17 protein-coding genes are annotated in these 15,807 nt (G+C 75.9%); 13 read left to right on the top strand and 4 right to left on the bottom strand.

The genetic code is table 11. The annotated features are described in order from the left end of the window. Window positions 1–65 precede the first annotated feature (65 nt). Window positions 66–776, top strand: coding sequence for an AfsR/SARP family transcriptional regulator (locus GA0070564_RS09525; protein WP_091605952.1), 711 nt, complete (start codon window positions 66–68; stop codon window positions 774–776). 21 nt (window positions 777–797) lie between these two features. Here the strand turns inward: GA0070564_RS09525 and GA0070564_RS09520 are convergent, their stop codons facing one another. Both GA0070564_RS09520 and GA0070564_RS09515 read right to left on the bottom strand, forming a co-directional pair. After that, window positions 798–2,495, bottom strand: a complete 1,698-nt coding sequence (locus GA0070564_RS09520; RefSeq protein ID WP_245669885.1) for an alkaline phosphatase family protein — start codon at window positions 2,493–2,495, stop codon at window positions 798–800. A 22-nt stretch (window positions 2,496–2,517) separates the two neighbouring features. After that, complete coding sequence (locus GA0070564_RS09515) at window positions 2,518–3,297, bottom strand: CDP-alcohol phosphatidyltransferase family protein (protein WP_091605947.1); 780 nt, start codon at window positions 3,295–3,297, stop codon at window positions 2,518–2,520. Between the two features lie 116 nt (window positions 3,298–3,413). Between GA0070564_RS09515 and GA0070564_RS09510 the strand changes: the two genes are divergently transcribed. From GA0070564_RS09510 to GA0070564_RS09480, 7 genes are all read left to right on the top strand, one after another. After that, the gene (locus GA0070564_RS09510; protein ID WP_091607069.1) at window positions 3,414–4,394 is read left to right on the top strand and encodes a zinc-dependent alcohol dehydrogenase; all 981 of its coding nucleotides are present in this window, start codon (window positions 3,414–3,416) and stop codon (window positions 4,392–4,394) included. 3 nt (window positions 4,395–4,397) lie between these two features. Beyond that, window positions 4,398–4,811, top strand: a complete 414-nt coding sequence (locus GA0070564_RS09505) for a 6-pyruvoyl trahydropterin synthase family protein (protein ID WP_091605942.1) — start codon at window positions 4,398–4,400, stop codon at window positions 4,809–4,811. A 229-nt stretch (window positions 4,812–5,040) separates the two neighbouring features. Continuing rightward, a complete protein-coding gene (locus tag GA0070564_RS09500) occupies window positions 5,041–6,072 on the top strand; it encodes a glycosyltransferase family 4 protein (RefSeq protein ID WP_091605937.1) in 1,032 nt (343 codons plus the stop codon). Beyond that, the gene (locus GA0070564_RS09495) at window positions 6,069–6,887 is read left to right on the top strand and encodes a methyltransferase domain-containing protein (protein WP_091605934.1); all 819 of its coding nucleotides are present in this window, start codon (window positions 6,069–6,071) and stop codon (window positions 6,885–6,887) included. The genes GA0070564_RS09500 and GA0070564_RS09495 overlap by 4 nt, the downstream gene beginning before the upstream one ends. 53 nt (window positions 6,888–6,940) lie before the next feature. After that, complete coding sequence (locus GA0070564_RS09490; RefSeq protein WP_091605930.1) at window positions 6,941–7,951, top strand: lysylphosphatidylglycerol synthase transmembrane domain-containing protein; 1,011 nt, start codon at window positions 6,941–6,943, stop codon at window positions 7,949–7,951. Between the two features lie 56 nt (window positions 7,952–8,007). Then, a complete protein-coding gene (locus GA0070564_RS09485; RefSeq protein ID WP_091605925.1) occupies window positions 8,008–8,649 on the top strand; it encodes a GTP cyclohydrolase II in 642 nt (213 codons plus the stop codon). A 12-nt stretch (window positions 8,650–8,661) separates the two neighbouring features. Further along, on the top strand, window positions 8,662–9,357 hold the full coding sequence (locus tag GA0070564_RS09480; RefSeq protein ID WP_425412448.1) for a RibD family protein: 696 nt from the start codon (window positions 8,662–8,664) through the stop codon (window positions 9,355–9,357). Window positions 9,358–9,367: 10 nt separating this feature from the next. On the opposite strand, the gene GA0070564_RS09475 is transcribed toward GA0070564_RS09480, so the two are convergent. Together GA0070564_RS09475 and GA0070564_RS09470 are read right to left on the bottom strand one after the other, a co-directional pair. Further along, entirely contained in the window at window positions 9,368–10,534 is a 1,167-nt protein-coding gene (locus GA0070564_RS09475) for an FUSC family protein (protein ID WP_091605918.1), read from the bottom strand. A gap of 190 nt (window positions 10,535–10,724) precedes the next feature. Further along, a complete protein-coding gene (locus GA0070564_RS09470; protein WP_091605915.1) occupies window positions 10,725–10,922 on the bottom strand; it encodes a hypothetical protein in 198 nt (65 codons plus the stop codon). Between the two features lie 247 nt (window positions 10,923–11,169). Here GA0070564_RS09470 and GA0070564_RS30200 point away from each other — a divergent pair, with 247 nt between their 5' ends. From GA0070564_RS30200 to GA0070564_RS09450, 5 genes are all read left to right on the top strand, one after another. Then, complete coding sequence (locus GA0070564_RS30200; protein WP_281182124.1) at window positions 11,170–11,295, top strand: hypothetical protein; 126 nt, start codon at window positions 11,170–11,172, stop codon at window positions 11,293–11,295. Window positions 11,296–11,443: 148 nt separating this feature from the next. After that, window positions 11,444–12,574 (top strand): 2,5-dihydroxypyridine 5,6-dioxygenase NicX family protein, encoded by a 1,131-nt coding sequence (locus tag GA0070564_RS09465; protein WP_141714730.1) that lies wholly within the window; start codon window positions 11,444–11,446, stop codon window positions 12,572–12,574. A 10-nt stretch (window positions 12,575–12,584) separates the two neighbouring features. Further along, complete coding sequence (locus GA0070564_RS09460; RefSeq protein WP_091605909.1) at window positions 12,585–13,424, top strand: phytanoyl-CoA dioxygenase family protein; 840 nt, start codon at window positions 12,585–12,587, stop codon at window positions 13,422–13,424. A 37-nt stretch (window positions 13,425–13,461) separates the two neighbouring features. Beyond that, complete coding sequence (locus GA0070564_RS09455; RefSeq protein WP_091605905.1) at window positions 13,462–14,754, top strand: MFS transporter; 1,293 nt, start codon at window positions 13,462–13,464, stop codon at window positions 14,752–14,754. Next, complete coding sequence (locus GA0070564_RS09450) at window positions 14,754–15,533, top strand: class I SAM-dependent methyltransferase (protein WP_091605902.1); 780 nt, start codon at window positions 14,754–14,756, stop codon at window positions 15,531–15,533. The genes GA0070564_RS09455 and GA0070564_RS09450 overlap by 1 nt, the downstream gene beginning before the upstream one ends. The last annotated feature ends 274 nt before the right edge of the window (window positions 15,534–15,807 follow it).

Below are 15,807 nucleotides of genomic sequence, written 5' to 3'. Positions count from 1 at the left end.
GACGGGGTGCCGGGCCGGCGCGGACCGTGGGAAGCCCGACGCGGGATCTCCGAAGGGCACACCCGATGGTCTCGACGCACCGTGTCCCGTACACCCTGCGGCTGCTGGGCGGTTTCGTCCTCGACCGCGACGGCCGCTCCCTGCCCACCCCGCACAGCGTCCGCCGGCTGCTCGCCCTGCTCGCCGTGCACCCGCACCGTGCCCGGGCCGAGGCGGCCGGTCTGCTCTGGCCCGACTCCGGCGAGGAACGCGCCCGGGCCAACCTGCGCACCGCGCTGTGGCGGGCGCACCGGCTCGCCCCGGTGCCGCTGGTCACCGGCGAGGAACGGCTGGCCCTCTCCGACGCCGTGAGCACCGACGTCGCGGCGCTGGCGGCCACCGCCGACCGGCTCGCCCACGCCGCCGCCGGGCCGGTGCGCGCCGGCGACGTCCTCGGCGGCGAACTGCTCCCCGGCTGGTACGACGACTGGGTGCTCGCCGAGCGGGAACGGCTGCGCCACCTGCGGCTGTCCGCCCTGGAGGCGCTGGCCGCCCGGCTCACCGCCGAGGGTCGGGTGGGTGAGGCGATCCAGGTGGCGCTGACCGCCGTGCACCTGGAGCCGTTGCGGGAGAGCGCCACCCGGGCGCTGATCGTCGCGCACCTGGCCGAGCACAACTACAGCGAGGCGGTGCGCCGGCTGGCGGTGTTCCGGGCGACGCTGGACCGGGAGCTCGGGGTGCGCCCCACCGCCGAGCTGGAACGGCTGGTCCGCGCCGAGGCCCTCCTGCCCGGCTGACCGCCCGGGCCCGGGGACGGGTCAGCGGGCGAAGGCGGTGAGGAAGCGGTCCCGGAACGAGTCCATCGGCCACACCGGCGCGTCCGGGCCGGGGCGCAGCCCGTCCTGCCAACCCCAGCCGGCGATCCGGTCCAGCACCGCCGGGTCCCGGGCCACCACGGTCACCGGCACGTCCCGGCTGGCCCCGGGGCCGGTGACGATCGGGGCGGGCTGGTGGTCGCCGAGGAAGACCAGCACCAGCTCGTCGTCGCCGTAGCGCTCCAGCCAGGAGACCAGCGCGCCGACCGAGTACTGGATCGACCGGCCGTACGCCGCGCGTACCCGGGCCGGGTCCTGCCACACCTCGTCGGGTGACTCGCCGCGCTCCGGCATCCCGGCGTACGCCCCACCGTCGCCGGCCCGGTCCCAGCCGACCACCTCGGGCAGCGGCGCCCACGGGGTGTGGCTGGACACCAACGGGATCTCGGCCATCAGCGGGGCGTGCCCGGGCCGGCCCCGCTCCAGCCGCTGGAAGGTGGCCAATGTGTACTGGTCGGGCATCGGCGCGTAGCTGAACTTCGGCCCCCGGTAGGCCAGCCGCGCCGCGTCGTAGTAGCGGTCGTAGGTGTAGAAGCGCGCCTCCGGCCAGGGCTGGGTGGCGGCGGGCAGCACCCCGACGGTCTGCCAGCCGGCCCGGCGGAACGCCCCGTTGAGGGTGAGCCGGTCACTGGCCAGCAGGTCGCGGTGCCGCTGCTCGTTGTCGACCCGCAGGCCGGACAGGAGCGTCGCGTGCGCCAGCCAGCTGCCCCCGCCGGCCGTCGGCGAGGTGAGGTACGCGCTGCGCGCGGCGAAGCCGGCGGCCCGCAGCCGCCGGGTGCCGTCGTCGAGGACCCGGTTCACGCCGGGGGAGATGGCCGGGTCCTCGACGGCCACCCGCCCGTAGCTCTCCACGAAGGAGACCACCACGTCCTTGCCGCGCAGCCCGCCGAGCAGCCGGTCGCCGGGGGTGTCGGCGAAGGCGTCCACGCCGATCCGGGCGGCGAAGGTGTCCCGGTCGCGCAGACCCGCGCGTACCTGGGCGACGTGGTCGGCCACGAGCGCGCTGGCGCTGGCGTCGGCGACCGGTCCGCCCGGCGCGGTCCGCACCCCGAGCAGCGCGCACAGCGTCCACACGACGGTCAAGCCGGCCACCACCCGGGTGGTGGCGGTGCGGTGCCGGCGGGCCGACCGGCCCAGCCGCAGCACCGACCGGGCGGTCGCCACCACCAGCCCGGCGGTGAGCAGCACCGCCGCGACGGCGACCGCCCAGGCGCCCGCCGACCCCACCGAGTCGGCGAGGAAGCTCAGCCCGTCGTCCAGCATCGTCCAGTCCTGCATCAGGTCGAACGGCCGGTCCCGGGCCTCGAAGAAGCCCATGTCGAGCAGCTTCAGCACGGCCAGCAGGCCGAGCGCGGCACCGGCCGACGCCGCCACCACCCGGCCGGCCCGCCAGGGCAGGGCGAGCAGCAGCGCCGCGGTCAGCAGCGCCTCGGCGGGGATGCGGACGAACCCGCTCGCGTCGAGCCCGCCCAGCCGGTCGGGCGCGGTGAGCGCGGCCAGCACCAGCAGCGCGGCCAGCCCGGTGGTGACGAGCGCGGCGGCCCGCGACCGCCGGCCGGGGCCGGCCTGCGCCGCCGCGCCGTCCGGCTGGTCGGCCGGTTCCGCTTCGGCGGGGGTACGGGGTGTCGTGTCGGTCCGCACGGTGTCCTCCTGGTCGACGGGGTCAGGCGGCTCGGCGCGCGGCGGGCAGCCCCGGGGGAGAGTGGGGAAGCAGCGCGACCGCATCGCCGGGAGCGCGGCCGGCGGGGAGCGAACGCGGGCGGCGCCGCCACAGCCACCACACGTCCCGCCCGAACGACTCGACCAGCAGGGCCAGCGCCGCCGCCACCAGCGCCACCGACAGGCCCGCCGGCAGCAGCCCGGTGGCCACCACCGCCAGCGCCACCCCCTGCACGGCGGCCACCACCTTGCGCCACTGCCGGGGCGGCAGCGTGCCGTGCAGCCAGGGCAGCGGCCCGCTCGCCGCGACGAAGGCGTACCGCATGGCGCCGATGGCCAGCGCCCAACCGCCGACCGTCGGCGCGGCGTACGCGCTGAGCACCAGGATCAGGAAGGCGTCGACCTCCATGTCGAACCGCGCCCCGAACGCGCTGGCCGTGCCGGTGCGCCGGGCCACCTCTCCGTCGACCCGGTCCAGCGCGAGCGCCACCGCCGTCAGCGCCACCAGCACGGCCACCGGCGCCGGGTGGGCGAAGGAGTCGGCGACCAGCGCGGTCACCCCGCCGGCGAGCACCGCCCGGGTCAGCGTCACCCGGTCGGCGGGACCCAGCCCGGCCGCGCCCGAGCGGCGCAGCCCGTGCCGCAGCAGCGCGTACTGCGCGAGGGCGTGTACGAGGCCGACCAGCCAGCCGGCGACGCCGAGGCCGACCGTGGCGGCGAGTGCCGTCAGCAGGGCGACCTGGCAGGCCAACCCGGCGAGCGGACCGTTTCGAACCGTGCGCACCGTTCCTCCGTGTCTATGATCGACAAGCCCTGACCATCAACACGGATGACGTGACCGATCGGTTCGGTCCCCGGCCCGCGCGCCTGCGGCGGGCCGACGGCGGGAGGAGCGAGGCGGTGACCCGACAGGCCCGCGCCTGCTGGCTGCGGTCGCCCGGCGTGGCGGAGCTCCGCCCGGTGCCGCTGCCCGAGCCCGGTCCCGACGAGGTGCTGGTCCGGACCCTGTTCACCGGGGTGAGTCGGGGCACCGAGACGCTGGTCTTCGCCGGCCGGGTCCCGCCCGGCCAGTACGCGACCATGCGCGCCCCGTTCCAGGAGGGCGACTTCCCGGCACCGGTGAAGTACGGCTACCTCAACGTCGGGGTGGTGGAGGCCGGGCCGGAGCGGCTGCGCGGGCGGACCGTGTTCTGCCTCTACCCGCACCAGAGCGCGTACGTGGTGCCGGCCGACGCGGTGGCCCCGGTGCCGGACGGGGTCCCGGCGCGGCGGGCGGTGCTCGCCGGCACCGTGGAGACGGCGGTGAACGCGCTCTGGGACGCCCCGCCGCTGCTCGGCGACCGGGTCACCGTGATCGGCGCCGGCATGGTCGGCTGCACGGTCGCCGCCCTGCTGGCCCGCTTCCCCGGGGTACGCGTGCAGCTGGTCGACACCGACCCCTCCCGGGCCCCGATCGCCGCCGCGCTCGGGGTGGACTTCGCCGCCCCGGAGCGGGCCGCCGGCGGGCGGGACCTGGTGGTGCACGCCAGCGCCAGCTCCGCCGGGCTGCAACGCGCCCTGGACCTGCTCGCGCCGGAGGGCACGGTGCTGGAGCTGAGCTGGTACGGCGACCGCCCGGTGCAGGTGTCGCTGGGCGGGGCGTTCCACTCCGGCCGGCTCACCGTGCGCAGCAGCCAGGTGGGCATGGTGGCGCCGGCCCGCCGGGCGTCCCGCTCGTACGCCGACCGGCTGGCGCTGGCCCTGGAACTGCTCGCCGACCCGGTCTTCGACGTCCTGCTCACCGGCCGCTCGCCCTTCGCGGAGCTGCCGGACGTGCTCGCCCGGCTCACCGCGGGCAGCCTGCCCGCGCTCTGCCACCTCATCACCTACGACGGAGAGTGATCCGTGTTCAGCGTGACCGTCCGGGACCACATCATGATCGCGCACAGCTTCCGGGGCGAGGTGTTCGGCCCGGCCCAGCGCCTGCACGGGGCGACCTTCGTCGTCGACGCCTCCTTCCGCCGTCCCGGCCTGGACTCCGACGGGATCGTCGTCGACATCGGCCTGGCCACCGAGCAGCTCAGGGCCGTCCTCGGCGAGCTGACCTACCGCAACCTCGACGAGGAACCGGCGTTCCACGGGGTGAACACCACCACCGAGGTGCTGTGCCGCACGATCGCCGACCGGCTCGCCGACCGGGTCCGCGCCGGTGACCTGGGCCCCGGCGCCCGGGAGCTGGCCGGGATCACCGTCACCCTGCACGAGTCGCACATCGCCTGGGCGAGCTACGAACGGTCGCTCGGCGAGCGCGAGGAGTGAGCCGGGTTTGCGAGCCCCGCAGTCGCGAACGAAGGGTGGCCCCCGTGAGCGCGAGGAGTGAGCCGGGTTTGCGAGCCCCGCAGTCGCGAACGAAGGGTGGCCCCCGTGAGCGCGAGGAGTGAGCCGGGTTTGCGAGCCCCGCAGTCGCGAACGAAGGGTGGCCCCCGTGAGCGCGAGGAGTGAGCCGGGTTTGCGAGCCCCGCAGTCGCGAACGAAGACCAGCCCTGCCATGGGGGTGGACGTGGTGCTGCCGGCCGGGGTGGACGATCCGGCCACCCCGAGCGGCGGCAACGCGTACGACCGGCGGGTCTGCGACGGGCTCGCGGCGGCCGGCTGGTCGGTGCGCGAGCACCACGTGCCCGGGGCGTGGCCGCACCCGACCCCGGCGGACCGGGCCGCGCTGGCCGCGCTGCTGACCGCCCTGCCCGACGGGGCGACGGTGCTGCTCGACGGCCTCATCGCCTCGGTCGCGCCGGAGGTCCTGGCGCCGCAGGCCGGGCGGCTGCGGCTGGTGGTGCTGGTGCACATGGCGTTCGGCGACGAGTCCGAGGCCCGGGCCCTGGCCGCCGCCGCGGCCGTGGTCACCACCAGCGGATGGACCCGCGACCGGCTGCGCGAGCGGTACGCGCTGCCGGCCGACCGGGTGCACGTGGCCCGGCCGGGCGTCGACCCGGCGCCCCTCGCACCCGGCTCGCCGGACGGCGCGGCCCTGCTCTGCGTCGCGGCGGTCGCCCCGCACAAGGGGCACGACGTGCTGGTGGAGGCGCTGGCCGCGGTCGCCGGGGCGGCGTGGAGCTGCCTGCTGGTCGGTGCGCTGACCCGCGCGCCGGAGTTCGTCGACCGGCTGCGGGGGCGGATCACCGCCGCCGGGCTGGCCGACCGGGTGCGGCTGGCCGGGCCGCTGACCGGTGCGGAGCTGGCCGCCGCGTACGCCGCCGCGGATCTGCTGGTCCTGCCCTCCCGGGGGGAGACGTACGGGATGGTGGTGACCGAGGCGCTGGCCCGGGGCGTGCCGGTGCTGGCCAGCGACGTCGGCGGGCTGCCCGAGGCGTTGGGCCGGGCGCCGGACGGCCGTCTCCCGGGCCGGCTGGTGCCGCCGGGGGACCCGGACGCGCTGGCCGGGGCGCTGCGGGACTGGCTCGGTGACGCCGGGCTGCGGGCCGCGCTGCGCACGGCGGCCCGGGCGCGGCGGAGCACCCTGACCGACTGGACGACCACCTCGGCGGCCCTGGCGGACGCCCTGACGAAGGCGGCGGCATGAGCGTCGACGATTCCATCCTGTTCGCGGAGTGGCTGCGGCTGCGGGAGGCCGCCGACGCGGCGGCCCGGGCGGCGGAGCTGGTCGACCTGGTCCGGGCCGGCCCGGGCCCCCGGGTGGTGCACGACCTGGGCTGCGGCACCGGGTCGATGGGCCGCTGGCTGGCCCCGCGGCTGCCCGGCGCCCAGGAGTGGATCTTCCACGACCGGGACGAGGCGCTGCTGGCCCGGGCGGCCGCCGGCATGGCGGGGGTACGCGCCGCCGACGGCGCCCCGGTGACCGTACGGACCCGCCCCGGCGACCTGACCGCGCTGACCGCCGCCGACCTGGCCGGCGCGAGCCTGATCACCGCGTCCGCGCTGCTGGACATGCTGACCGCGGCGGAGCTGGACCGGATGGTCGCCGCCTGCGCCGGGGCGGGCTGCCCCGCGCTGCTGATGGTCTCGGTGACCGGCACGGTGGCGTTCACCCCGGTCGAACCCCTGGACGCCGAGTTCGCCGCCGCCTTCAACGACCACCAGCGGCGCACGGTCGACGGTCGTACCCTGCTCGGCCCGGACGCCGTGGACGCGTGCGCCGCCGCCTTCGACCGGCACGGCCTGCCGGTACGCCGCCGGCCCAGCCCGTGGCGGCTGGGTCCGGAGCAGTCCGACCTCACCGTCGCCTGGCTCACCGGCTGGGTGGCCGCGGCCTGCGAGCAGCGTCCGGAGCTGGCCGGCGAGGCCGAGGCGTACCTGCGCCGCCGGCTGGGCCAGGCGGCGACCGGCCGGCTGCGGGTGGAACTCGGGCACGACGATCTTCTCGCCGGCGTGGACTGAACCGCCCCGGCCCCCGGTGCGTACCCAAGGGTGACGGCACGGCTGGGAGGCACATGGAGGCGATCTGCCACGCGCCGGTGGCGCCCGCCCCGCCGGCGGTGCTCCCGAGCGTCCCGGCGGTGTCGGCGCTGCGCGGCCCGGCGGCCCGGCTGCTGCTCGGGCTGGGCCTGCTCGCCCTGCTGGTGTGGGGCGTCGGCGTCGGGCCGTTCCTGCACGGCCTGCGGCTGATCGACGCCCCGGCGGTCGCGGTGGCGCTCGGCGTCGGGCTGTTCACCACGGTCTGCTGCGCCTGGCGCTGGCGGCTGGTCGCCGAGGGACTCGGCGTACGGCTGCCGCTGCGCGCCGCCGTCGGGCACTGCTACCGGGCGGTCTTCCTCAACGCCACCCTGCCCGGCGGGGTGCTCGGCGACGTGGACCGCGCGGTGCGCAGCGGCCACGACGCCGGGGACGTGGCCACCGGTGTGCGGGCGGTGGTGTGGGAGCGGACCGCCGGGCAGGTGGTGCAGGTGGGGCTGGCGGCGGTGCTGCTGCTGGCGTTCCCCTCGCCGGTGCGACCGCTGCTGCCGGTCGTGCTCGGGGTGCTCGCGGCGGTCCTGCTCGGCGCGGTCCTGCTGGCCCGGCTGGCCCCGGCCCGGTCACCGGCCCGCTGGGCGCGGCCGCTGCGGGTCGCCGCCGCCGACCTGCGGGCCGGGCTGCTCGCCCGGCGCACCCGGGTCGGGGTGGTGCTCGCCTCCGTCGGCGCCGTCGCCGGGCACCTGGCCACCTTCGTGGTGGCGGCCCGCACCGCCGGCGCCACCGCCCCGGTCTCCGAGCTGCTGCCGCTGACCCTGCTGGCGCTGCTGGCGATGGGAGTGCCGGCGAACGTGGGCGGTTTCGGGCCGCGCGAGGGGGTGGCCGCGTGGGCGTTCGGCGCGGCCGGCCTGGGCGCCGCCCAGGGAGTGGCGACGGCGACCGTGTACGGGGCGTTGGTGCTGGTCGGCAGCCTGCCCGGCGCCGTGGTGCTGGTGCTGCGGTGGTGGCCGGGTCGGGCCGGGGCCCGACACGGGGCCACGATCGGTGGTTGAGTGTCCCTGTGAGCCCGTGCCGTCGTGGGACCGGCGGCGCCGTACGGAGGAGAGCCATGGACGAGACGCTGCCCGCTGCCACGATCCGTACCCAGGTCACGGTGCCATTGCGCTTCCCCGACGGCTACGCGACCACCGGCCGGGTCTTCTCCTTCGACGGCCTGGTCGACGCCCGGGAGCACCTGGCGTTCGGGCTGGGGGACTGGCCGGCCACGCTGGAGCGGCAGGCCACACCGCTGGTCCGGCCGCACAGCGAGTGCCTGACCGGGGACGTCTTCGGCAGCCAGCGCTGCGACTGCGGCCCGCAGCTGCGGGAGGCGGTCGAGCGGATCACCGACGCCGGTGGCTTCCTGCTCTACCTGCGACAGGAGGGGCGGGGCATCGGGCTGTACCCGAAGCTCGACGCGTACGCGTTGCAGGACGCCGGGCTGGACACCTACGAGGCGAACGTGGCCCTGGGGCACCGGGAGGACGAGCGGGACTACTCGGTGGCCGCGCAGATGCTCACCGCGCTGGGCGTACGCCGGGCGGCGCTGCTGACCAACAACCCGGACAAGGCCGACCAGCTGCGCCGGTACGGGGTGGCGGTGACCGAGCAGGTGGCGACCGGGGTGTACCTCTCCCCGGCCAACGCCGGCTACCTGGCGGCCAAGGCCAGCCGGGGCGCGCACGTCGCCGACCTGCCGATCGTCGGCTGAGCGGTGGCACCCGTGCCGGCCCGGCGCCCCTACGTGCTGCTCAGCTGCGCCATGTCCATCGACGGTTACATCGACGACGCCACCGACGAGCGGCTGATGCTCTCCAACGACTCCGACCTGGACCGGGTGGACGCGGTCCGGGCCGAGGCCGACGCGATCCTGGTCGGGGCGGTCACCGTCCGCCGCGACGACCCGCGGCTGCTGGTCCGCTCGCCCCGGCACCGGGAGGGCCGTGCCGCGCGGGGCCTGCCCCCGTCACCGGTCAAGGTGACCGTGACCGGCAGCGGCGACCTGGACCCGGGCGCCCGGTTCTTCACCGTCGGCGACGCCGACAAGATCGTCTACTGCGCCACGGCGGTGCTGGAGAAGACCCGCGAGCGGCTGGGACACCTGGCCGCGGTGGTCGACGGGGGTGACCCGATCGACCCCCACCGGGTGCTGGCCGACCTGGCCGACCGGGGGATCGGCCGGCTGATGGTGGAGGGCGGGGCGTCGGTGCACGCCCAGTTCCTCGCCGCGGAACTCGCCGACGAGCTGCACCTGGTGCTCGCGCCCTTCTTCGTGGGCGACGGCCGGGCGCCCCGGTTCGTCGGCGACGGACGGTTCCCGTGGCATCCGGGCCGGCGGGCCCGGGTGGTGGAGGTACGCCAGATCGACGACGTGGTGCTGGTGCGGTACGCCCTGTCGCCGCGCTGCGACGCCGACTGAGCCGGGTGGCTCACCGGGCCGGTTCGGGCGTCTCCGACCGGACCGGGCAGATCTCCAGGGTCGGCGCGTCGGTGGTGGGCAGGCCCAGCGCCTCGTCCACCCGGTCCACCACGGCGGCATCCTCACCGAGGGTGCCGCGCAGCAGGTCGACCGCGGTGGCCCGGATCTGACCGATGATCATGACCAGCGGCAGCGGCGGATCGGTCTCCAGCATCCGGGCGGCGATCCGGACCGCCTCCAGCGCCGCCTCGTCGGCCCGGCTGGCGTGCCGCTCGGCCTCGTCGGTGCCGGCCAGGCCGGTGGCGGTCGCCTCGCCGGCGGCGGTGACCGCCCGGACCAGCGCCCGCAGCGCGGCGCTCAGCTCCGGCGGCGGGGCCTTGTGCCGCCGGGCCAGGGTGGAGCCGGCCCGGGCCAGCACCCGGATGTTGCGGGCGGCGAAGTCGAGCTGGTGGACGGTCGCCTGCGCCTGGCCGATCCGTTCCAGCCGCCGCCCGCGGCGCAGGCCCAGCCGCAGCGACTCGGCGCAGGCCCCGACCGCCTGGTCCAGCCGCTCGACGCAGCCGTCGACCTGCCGGGCCCGGTCCAGGGCCGCCAGGGCCGCCGGCTCGTCGCAGTCGGACATCGCCGCGTCGATGTCCCCGAGCACGTCGGCCAGGTCGGAGAAGGTCCGGCGGGCCTCGGCGACCAGCGGGGCGAGCGGGTCGCGGGCCGCCACCAGCCGACCCACGACGAGCGCCACCGCCCCACCGATCAACGCGTCGAGGAAGCGCAGCGGCATGAAGGTGCCCTTCGGCGCGGCGACCATCACCAGGTAGAGCGCGGAGACCGCGGCCTGCACGGTCAGCGTGCTGCTCGCGCCGACCAGCGCCATCAGGGCGAGGGTGGCCAGCAGGACGAGGAACATGGTGAGGTAGCCGGGGCCGAGCGCGTGCACCACCAGCTCGGCCACCAGCACCCCGGCGGCGACCCCGAGGACGATCTCCACGGTCTGCCGGATCCGTCGGCCACGCGCCTCACCGGCGACCACCAGCGCGGCGCTGGGGGCGAAGAACGGATCGGGGTGCCCGATCAGCTTCGCCGCCACCACCCAGGCGACCGTGGCCGCCACCGTCGCCTCGACGACCGGTCGCCAGTTGCCCCGCAGCCGTTCCCACCCGGACCGCCACCACCCTCGCACCGCTCGGCCCCCTGCCGCTCTGGCGTCCGGGGCGGGGCGTACCGGTGCGCGCCGCCGCCGGGTTCGCGGCTGGGTTCGTACCCCGGACCGGTGGTGTCGTAAACGGACACCGGGACCGGCGGTCGGTCCGCGCGGTCCCGGTGGGTCGGCCGTCGCCAGGGTCCGAACCGGACGGCGGGCCGGGGTCTGCTCAGCCGAGCAGGGTCAGCAGGGTGGCCGGTGCCACGTCCCAGCCGAATCCGTTCGTCAGCGACTGCACCGGCGTGAGCACCGCGGCGGGGCCGACGGTGACGAGCAGGGCGGCGAGCGCCAGCAACGCGGTGACCGGCAACAGGGCCAGCGCGGCGACGGCGGCGGCGAGCGGGTGGATCCGCGGGGAACCGAGCATCTTCGTACCTCCCGGACAGGATGGGGAAATCACGTCCATCCATGTGTCTACCGTGCCCGGCCGGACGGGACCATCGGTGGCGGCTGGCCGGAGCCTGCCCGGGCAGGAACGTGCCGCCGCTTCCGCCGCCGTCCGGTTCCGGCCACCGGCCGCGCTGGCCGGTTCTGCCCTCTTCCCGCCGACCGCCGGCGGCGCGCACGGTGGATCCCGTCAGCACCTGAGCTGACACCGACGAAGGGAGCCGGCCATGGCCGAGCAGCTGGAAGACCTGCTGGAGCAGATGACCGCGGCGGAGTCGCAGATGCCGGAGGAGACCGACGACGAGGGCGGCCAGGTCGCCTGGAAGATCTCGTACAGCACCTACCGCGCCTGATCGTTCTCCATCGGCGACGAGGGCGTCCCTCGGCCGCCGGATGACCCGGCAGGGCCGTCCGGCACCGGCGGGGGGCGCCCTCGCGCTCCGTCCGGCGCCGGTCCTCGGCGGATCCCGCGACCCACCCGAAGCAGCAAGGAGGAACGAGATGAGCCTTCCACCCATCGACCAGCGCGTCATGCAGGGCGTCCGGGTCCTGCTCGACGACTACATGGCGGTCCGCGACGGCGACCGGGTCGTCATCGCGTACACCCCGGACAGCCGCGAGCCGGCCGCCTGGGTGGCGGTGGCGTTGCAGGCCCGGGGCCTGGCGCCGGCGATCGTGGCGATGCGGCCGCTCACCGACGAGCAGTTCGGCGACCGGTTCGCCGCGGCGCTGCCGGACCCGGCCACCCTGGCCGGCCGGCTGATCGTGCTCACGCTGGAGAAGGACACCATGTCCCACTTCGACGTCTTCGAGTCGGTGATGAACCGGTACGGCCACGACCGCTGCCACGTCTACCGCATCATCAGCGCCTCGGCCGACCTGTTCACCCGGGCGCTCAACCGCACCCCGGCGCAGCTGTCGGCGCTCAACGCGGCGCTGCTGGAGCGGATCGCCCCGGCCCGCTCGGTGCACGTCACCAGCGACGGCGGCACCGACCTGCGAGTGGAGATCGACTCGACGAGGTACCAGTGGGTCAGCAACCGGGGCATGTGGCGCCCGGGCGGCTTCACCATCCTGCCGGCCGGTGAGATCGCCACCTACCCGGCCAAGGTCGACGGGGTGCTGGTCGCCGACGGCGCGTTCAACGCCAACATCATCACCCGGCTCAACGCCCGGCTCGCCGACAACCCGGTCCGGGTGGAGATCAAGGACAGCGTGGCGGTGAACCTCACCTGCGCCGACAAGGAGCTGGAGGAGCTCTTCACGCTCTGCCTGGACAGCCCGCACGGGCGCAACGTGGGGGAGTTCGGCCTCGGCACCAACGCCGGGATCGACGCCTTCATCACCGCCAACTCGCACATCAACGAGCGGCGCTGCGGCGTGCACCTCGGCTTCGGGCAGCACAACCAGAGCCTGACCCGGGTGCCGTACGTGGCCGACGTACACCTGGACCTGATCACCGCCGGCGCGCGGGTGCAGGTCGACGAGGACCCCGAGACCATCGACCTGTCCCACGTGACGCCCTCGACGGCGCCGCACCCGGTCGACGCGCTCGACGAGGACATCACCGGCGACTGCTGCGGCATGGGCTACGGCCAGCTGCGGAACCTGGCCTGCCCGGTGCAGCGGTGAGGAGCCGACGATGACCACGACCCTGCCCACCCGCCCCGAGACCACCGGCGCCGACCTGCGCGCCCAGTTCCTCGACCGTGGCTACCTGCTGCTGCGCGGCGTGCTCGACGCCGACGGGGTGGCCCGCGCCCGCGAGCTGATCGCCGACCGGCTCACCGGCCGGGGCGAGGAGGAGATGCTGACCAGCGAGTTCCTCCAGATCCGGGAGCTGGCCGAGATCCCGCTGCGCGACGAGGTGGTGAGCACCGTACGCCGGCTCGTCGACGGCCCGCCGGCGCTCTACCCGAACTGCACCGCCCGCAAGAACGTGTACGTGCCGCTGCACGTCGACGACACCTTCGTCGGCCCCGGCCGGGAGTACGCCTGGGAGCCGGACTTCGTCCACGTCCAGGGCGGCCTCTACCTTCAGGACAACGACCCGGTCACCGGCGGCGCGATCGACGTGGTCCGCGGCTCGCACCTGATGTCCTTCGACGGGTACGGCCGGGTGCCGGCCGACTTCGACACGCCGAACTGGACGGTGGGGGCCAGTTCGCTGCGCGAGACCCTGGACATCCGCGCCGGCGACGTGGTGCTCTGGCACGGCCGGCTGATGCACGCCAGCACCCCGGTCCAGGTGAAGGTGGACCGGCAGAAGTACGGCGTCTTCTTCAGCTACGGCCGGCAGGACCTGCGCGACAACAGCCGGTTCCTGACCAACCTGGCGGCCAACCGGGTCCGCACCATGAACGGCATCTCCGGGGTGATCCCCCGGCTGGCCGAGATCGCCCGGCTGCGCTTCCCGAACGACTTCCCGGACTGGTTCCGGTGCCGCGCCGCGAGCGCCGGCATCCACGTCCCGACACTCTGACGCGCCGCCGGCCCCCGGGGGCGGAGAGGAGATCACCATGACGGCGGTGGACGCGACCGCCCGGTCCGCCGGCCCGGACGGTCGGCCGGAGCCGACCTTCCCCGGTGCCGGGTTCCGGGCCCTCTGGCTCGCGGTGGGGGTGTCCCAGTTCGGTTCGGCGGTCAGCGTGGTCACCATTCCGGTGATCGCGGTGGTCAGCCTGGGTGCGGGACCGCAGCAGATGGGGCTGCTCTCCGCGCTGGGGATGATCCCGTCGTTCCTGGTCCGGGTGCCCGCCGCGGCGTGGTCGGACCGGCTGCCCCGGCGGGTGCCGTGGCTGGTGGCGGTCAACCTGGCCCAGGTGGCGGTGATCGGCGCGGTGCCGCTGCTCTGGTGGCGGGGGATGCTGGGCCTGCCGGCCCTGCTGGTGGTGGTCGCGGCGGCCTCCCTGCTGACCGGGATCTCCTCGTCGCTGTCCAGCCCGGTGCTGGTGGGCGTGGTGCCCCGGGCGCACCTGGTCACGGCGAACGGCCGGCTCAGCGCCACCCGCGGGGTGGCCGACATCGGTGGACCGGGGCTGGGTGGGCTGCTGCTGGCGGTGCTCGCGGCCCCGTTCGTGGTGCTGGTCGACGCGCTGTCGTTCCTGCTTGCGGCCCTGCTCTACGCCCGGGTGCGGGAGACGCCTCCCGAACCGGCCGTCCCGGCGTGGGAACCGGCCGATGAGCCGGCGCCGCCCGGCGGGACGCTCGCCCTGGCCTGGGCGCTGCTGTCCCGCGGTGGCATCCGGGCGCTGGTGGTGGTCTCCCTGGTCAACGGGGTGGTGGATCCGGTGCTGGTGCTGTTCATGGTCGACGACCTGCGGCTGCCGGCGTCGGCCATCGGCCTGCTGCTCGGGCTGGGCGCGGTTGGCGGGATCAGCGGCGGCCTGCTGGTCGGGCGGGCGATGTCCCGCTGGGGGCCGGGCGGCACCCGCGCCGTGGGCGCCGCGGTGACCCTGGCCTCGCTGGCGGTGCTGCCGTTCACCACCCGGGGGCCGAGCGGCGCCGTGGGCGTGGTGCTGTTCGAGCTCGCCGGCAGCCTCGGCGGCACCCTGTTGGTGGCCACGGTCTTCGGCCAGTTGCAGGGCGCCGCGCCGGCCGGGCGGGTGGCCCGGGTGATGGCGCTGGCGATGACCTTCCTCCAGGTGGCGACGGTGCTCGGCGCGCTCGGCGGCGGCCTGCTGGGCGGCCTGGTCGGGTCGCGGGCCACCCTGCTGGTGGCCGGCGGGCTGCTGGCCGCCACCCTCGTGCCGCTGCTGCTGCGCTGGCGGGCCGGCGGCTGGACCTGCGACGACGAACGGGAGATCCGGTGATGGGCAACTCGTGGATGGCGAACTCGGCGGCGCTGCTGGAGGCGTACGCCCGGCACAACGACGACCTGCCCGGCGTGGTCCGGCAGCGCCTGCTGGACCGGGCGATCACCGCCCACCTGCCGCCCGGTCCGGCGCGGGTGGTGGACGTCGGCGGCGGCGCCGGGTTCCAGGCCGTGGGCCTGGCCCGCGCCGGGCACGAGGTGGTGCTGCTCGATCCGGACCCGGCGATGCTGGCCGACGCCGCGCGGCGGCTGGCCGACGAGCCGGGCCAGGTCCGCGACCGGGTCCGGCTGGTGCAGGGGTACGGCGAGCAGGCGCCCGAGCTGGTCGGCGGCGGCTTCGACCTGGTCTGCTGCCACGGCATCCTGATGTACGTCGACGACCCGGCACTGCTGCTGCGTTCGGTGACCGCGCTGGCCCGCCCGGGTGGCCTGCTGTCGGTGCTGGCCAAGAACGCCGAGTCGGTGGCGATGCGCCCCGCGTTGGAGGGCCGCTGGTCCGACGCGGTGGCCACCCTGCGCACCGGGGTGGACGCCGGTGGCCGGACGGTCGACACCCGAGCGGACACCGTCGAGGGGGTGTCGGGGCTGCTCGCCGCGGCCGGTGCCCGTCCCCGGGCCTGGTACGGCCTGCGGATCTTCACCGACCACCTGCGGGACGTGCCGGGGGAGGCCGAGCTGGACCAGCTCTGCGAGCTGGAGTGGGAGGCCGGGCGGCGCGACCCGTACCGGCGGGTGGCCCGGCTGTTCCATGTGGTGGCGGAGCGCGACCCGGCCTGACGGCACCGGGCCGCGCTGGACGGGGGTTGCCGCTGCTGATATTTAAAGCGCCAGTGGCGTTCACAAGTGCGATGGCGTGACGGTGTGAAGCTGAAGGAGCGGGTAGCTGTGGCCGGTGTTGTGTATGTGACTCGCGTTGTCGTTACGAGGCTGGGATGCTGTCCGTTGTGACCTACCGGTTGGGCGGCTCATCGTGTTCGGCGGGCTGGTGACTGGTGTGGCGGCGGTTGGGGGACGGGTGGTGGTGTGTGCCCGGGTGTCGTCGGCCGATCGG

The sequence above is a fragment of the Micromonospora mirobrigensis genome (assembly GCF_900091555.1).
GTDB classification, from domain to species: Bacteria; Actinomycetota; Actinomycetes; order Mycobacteriales; family Micromonosporaceae; genus Micromonospora; species Micromonospora mirobrigensis.
This window is presented reverse-complemented; position numbering and strand designations above follow the sequence as displayed.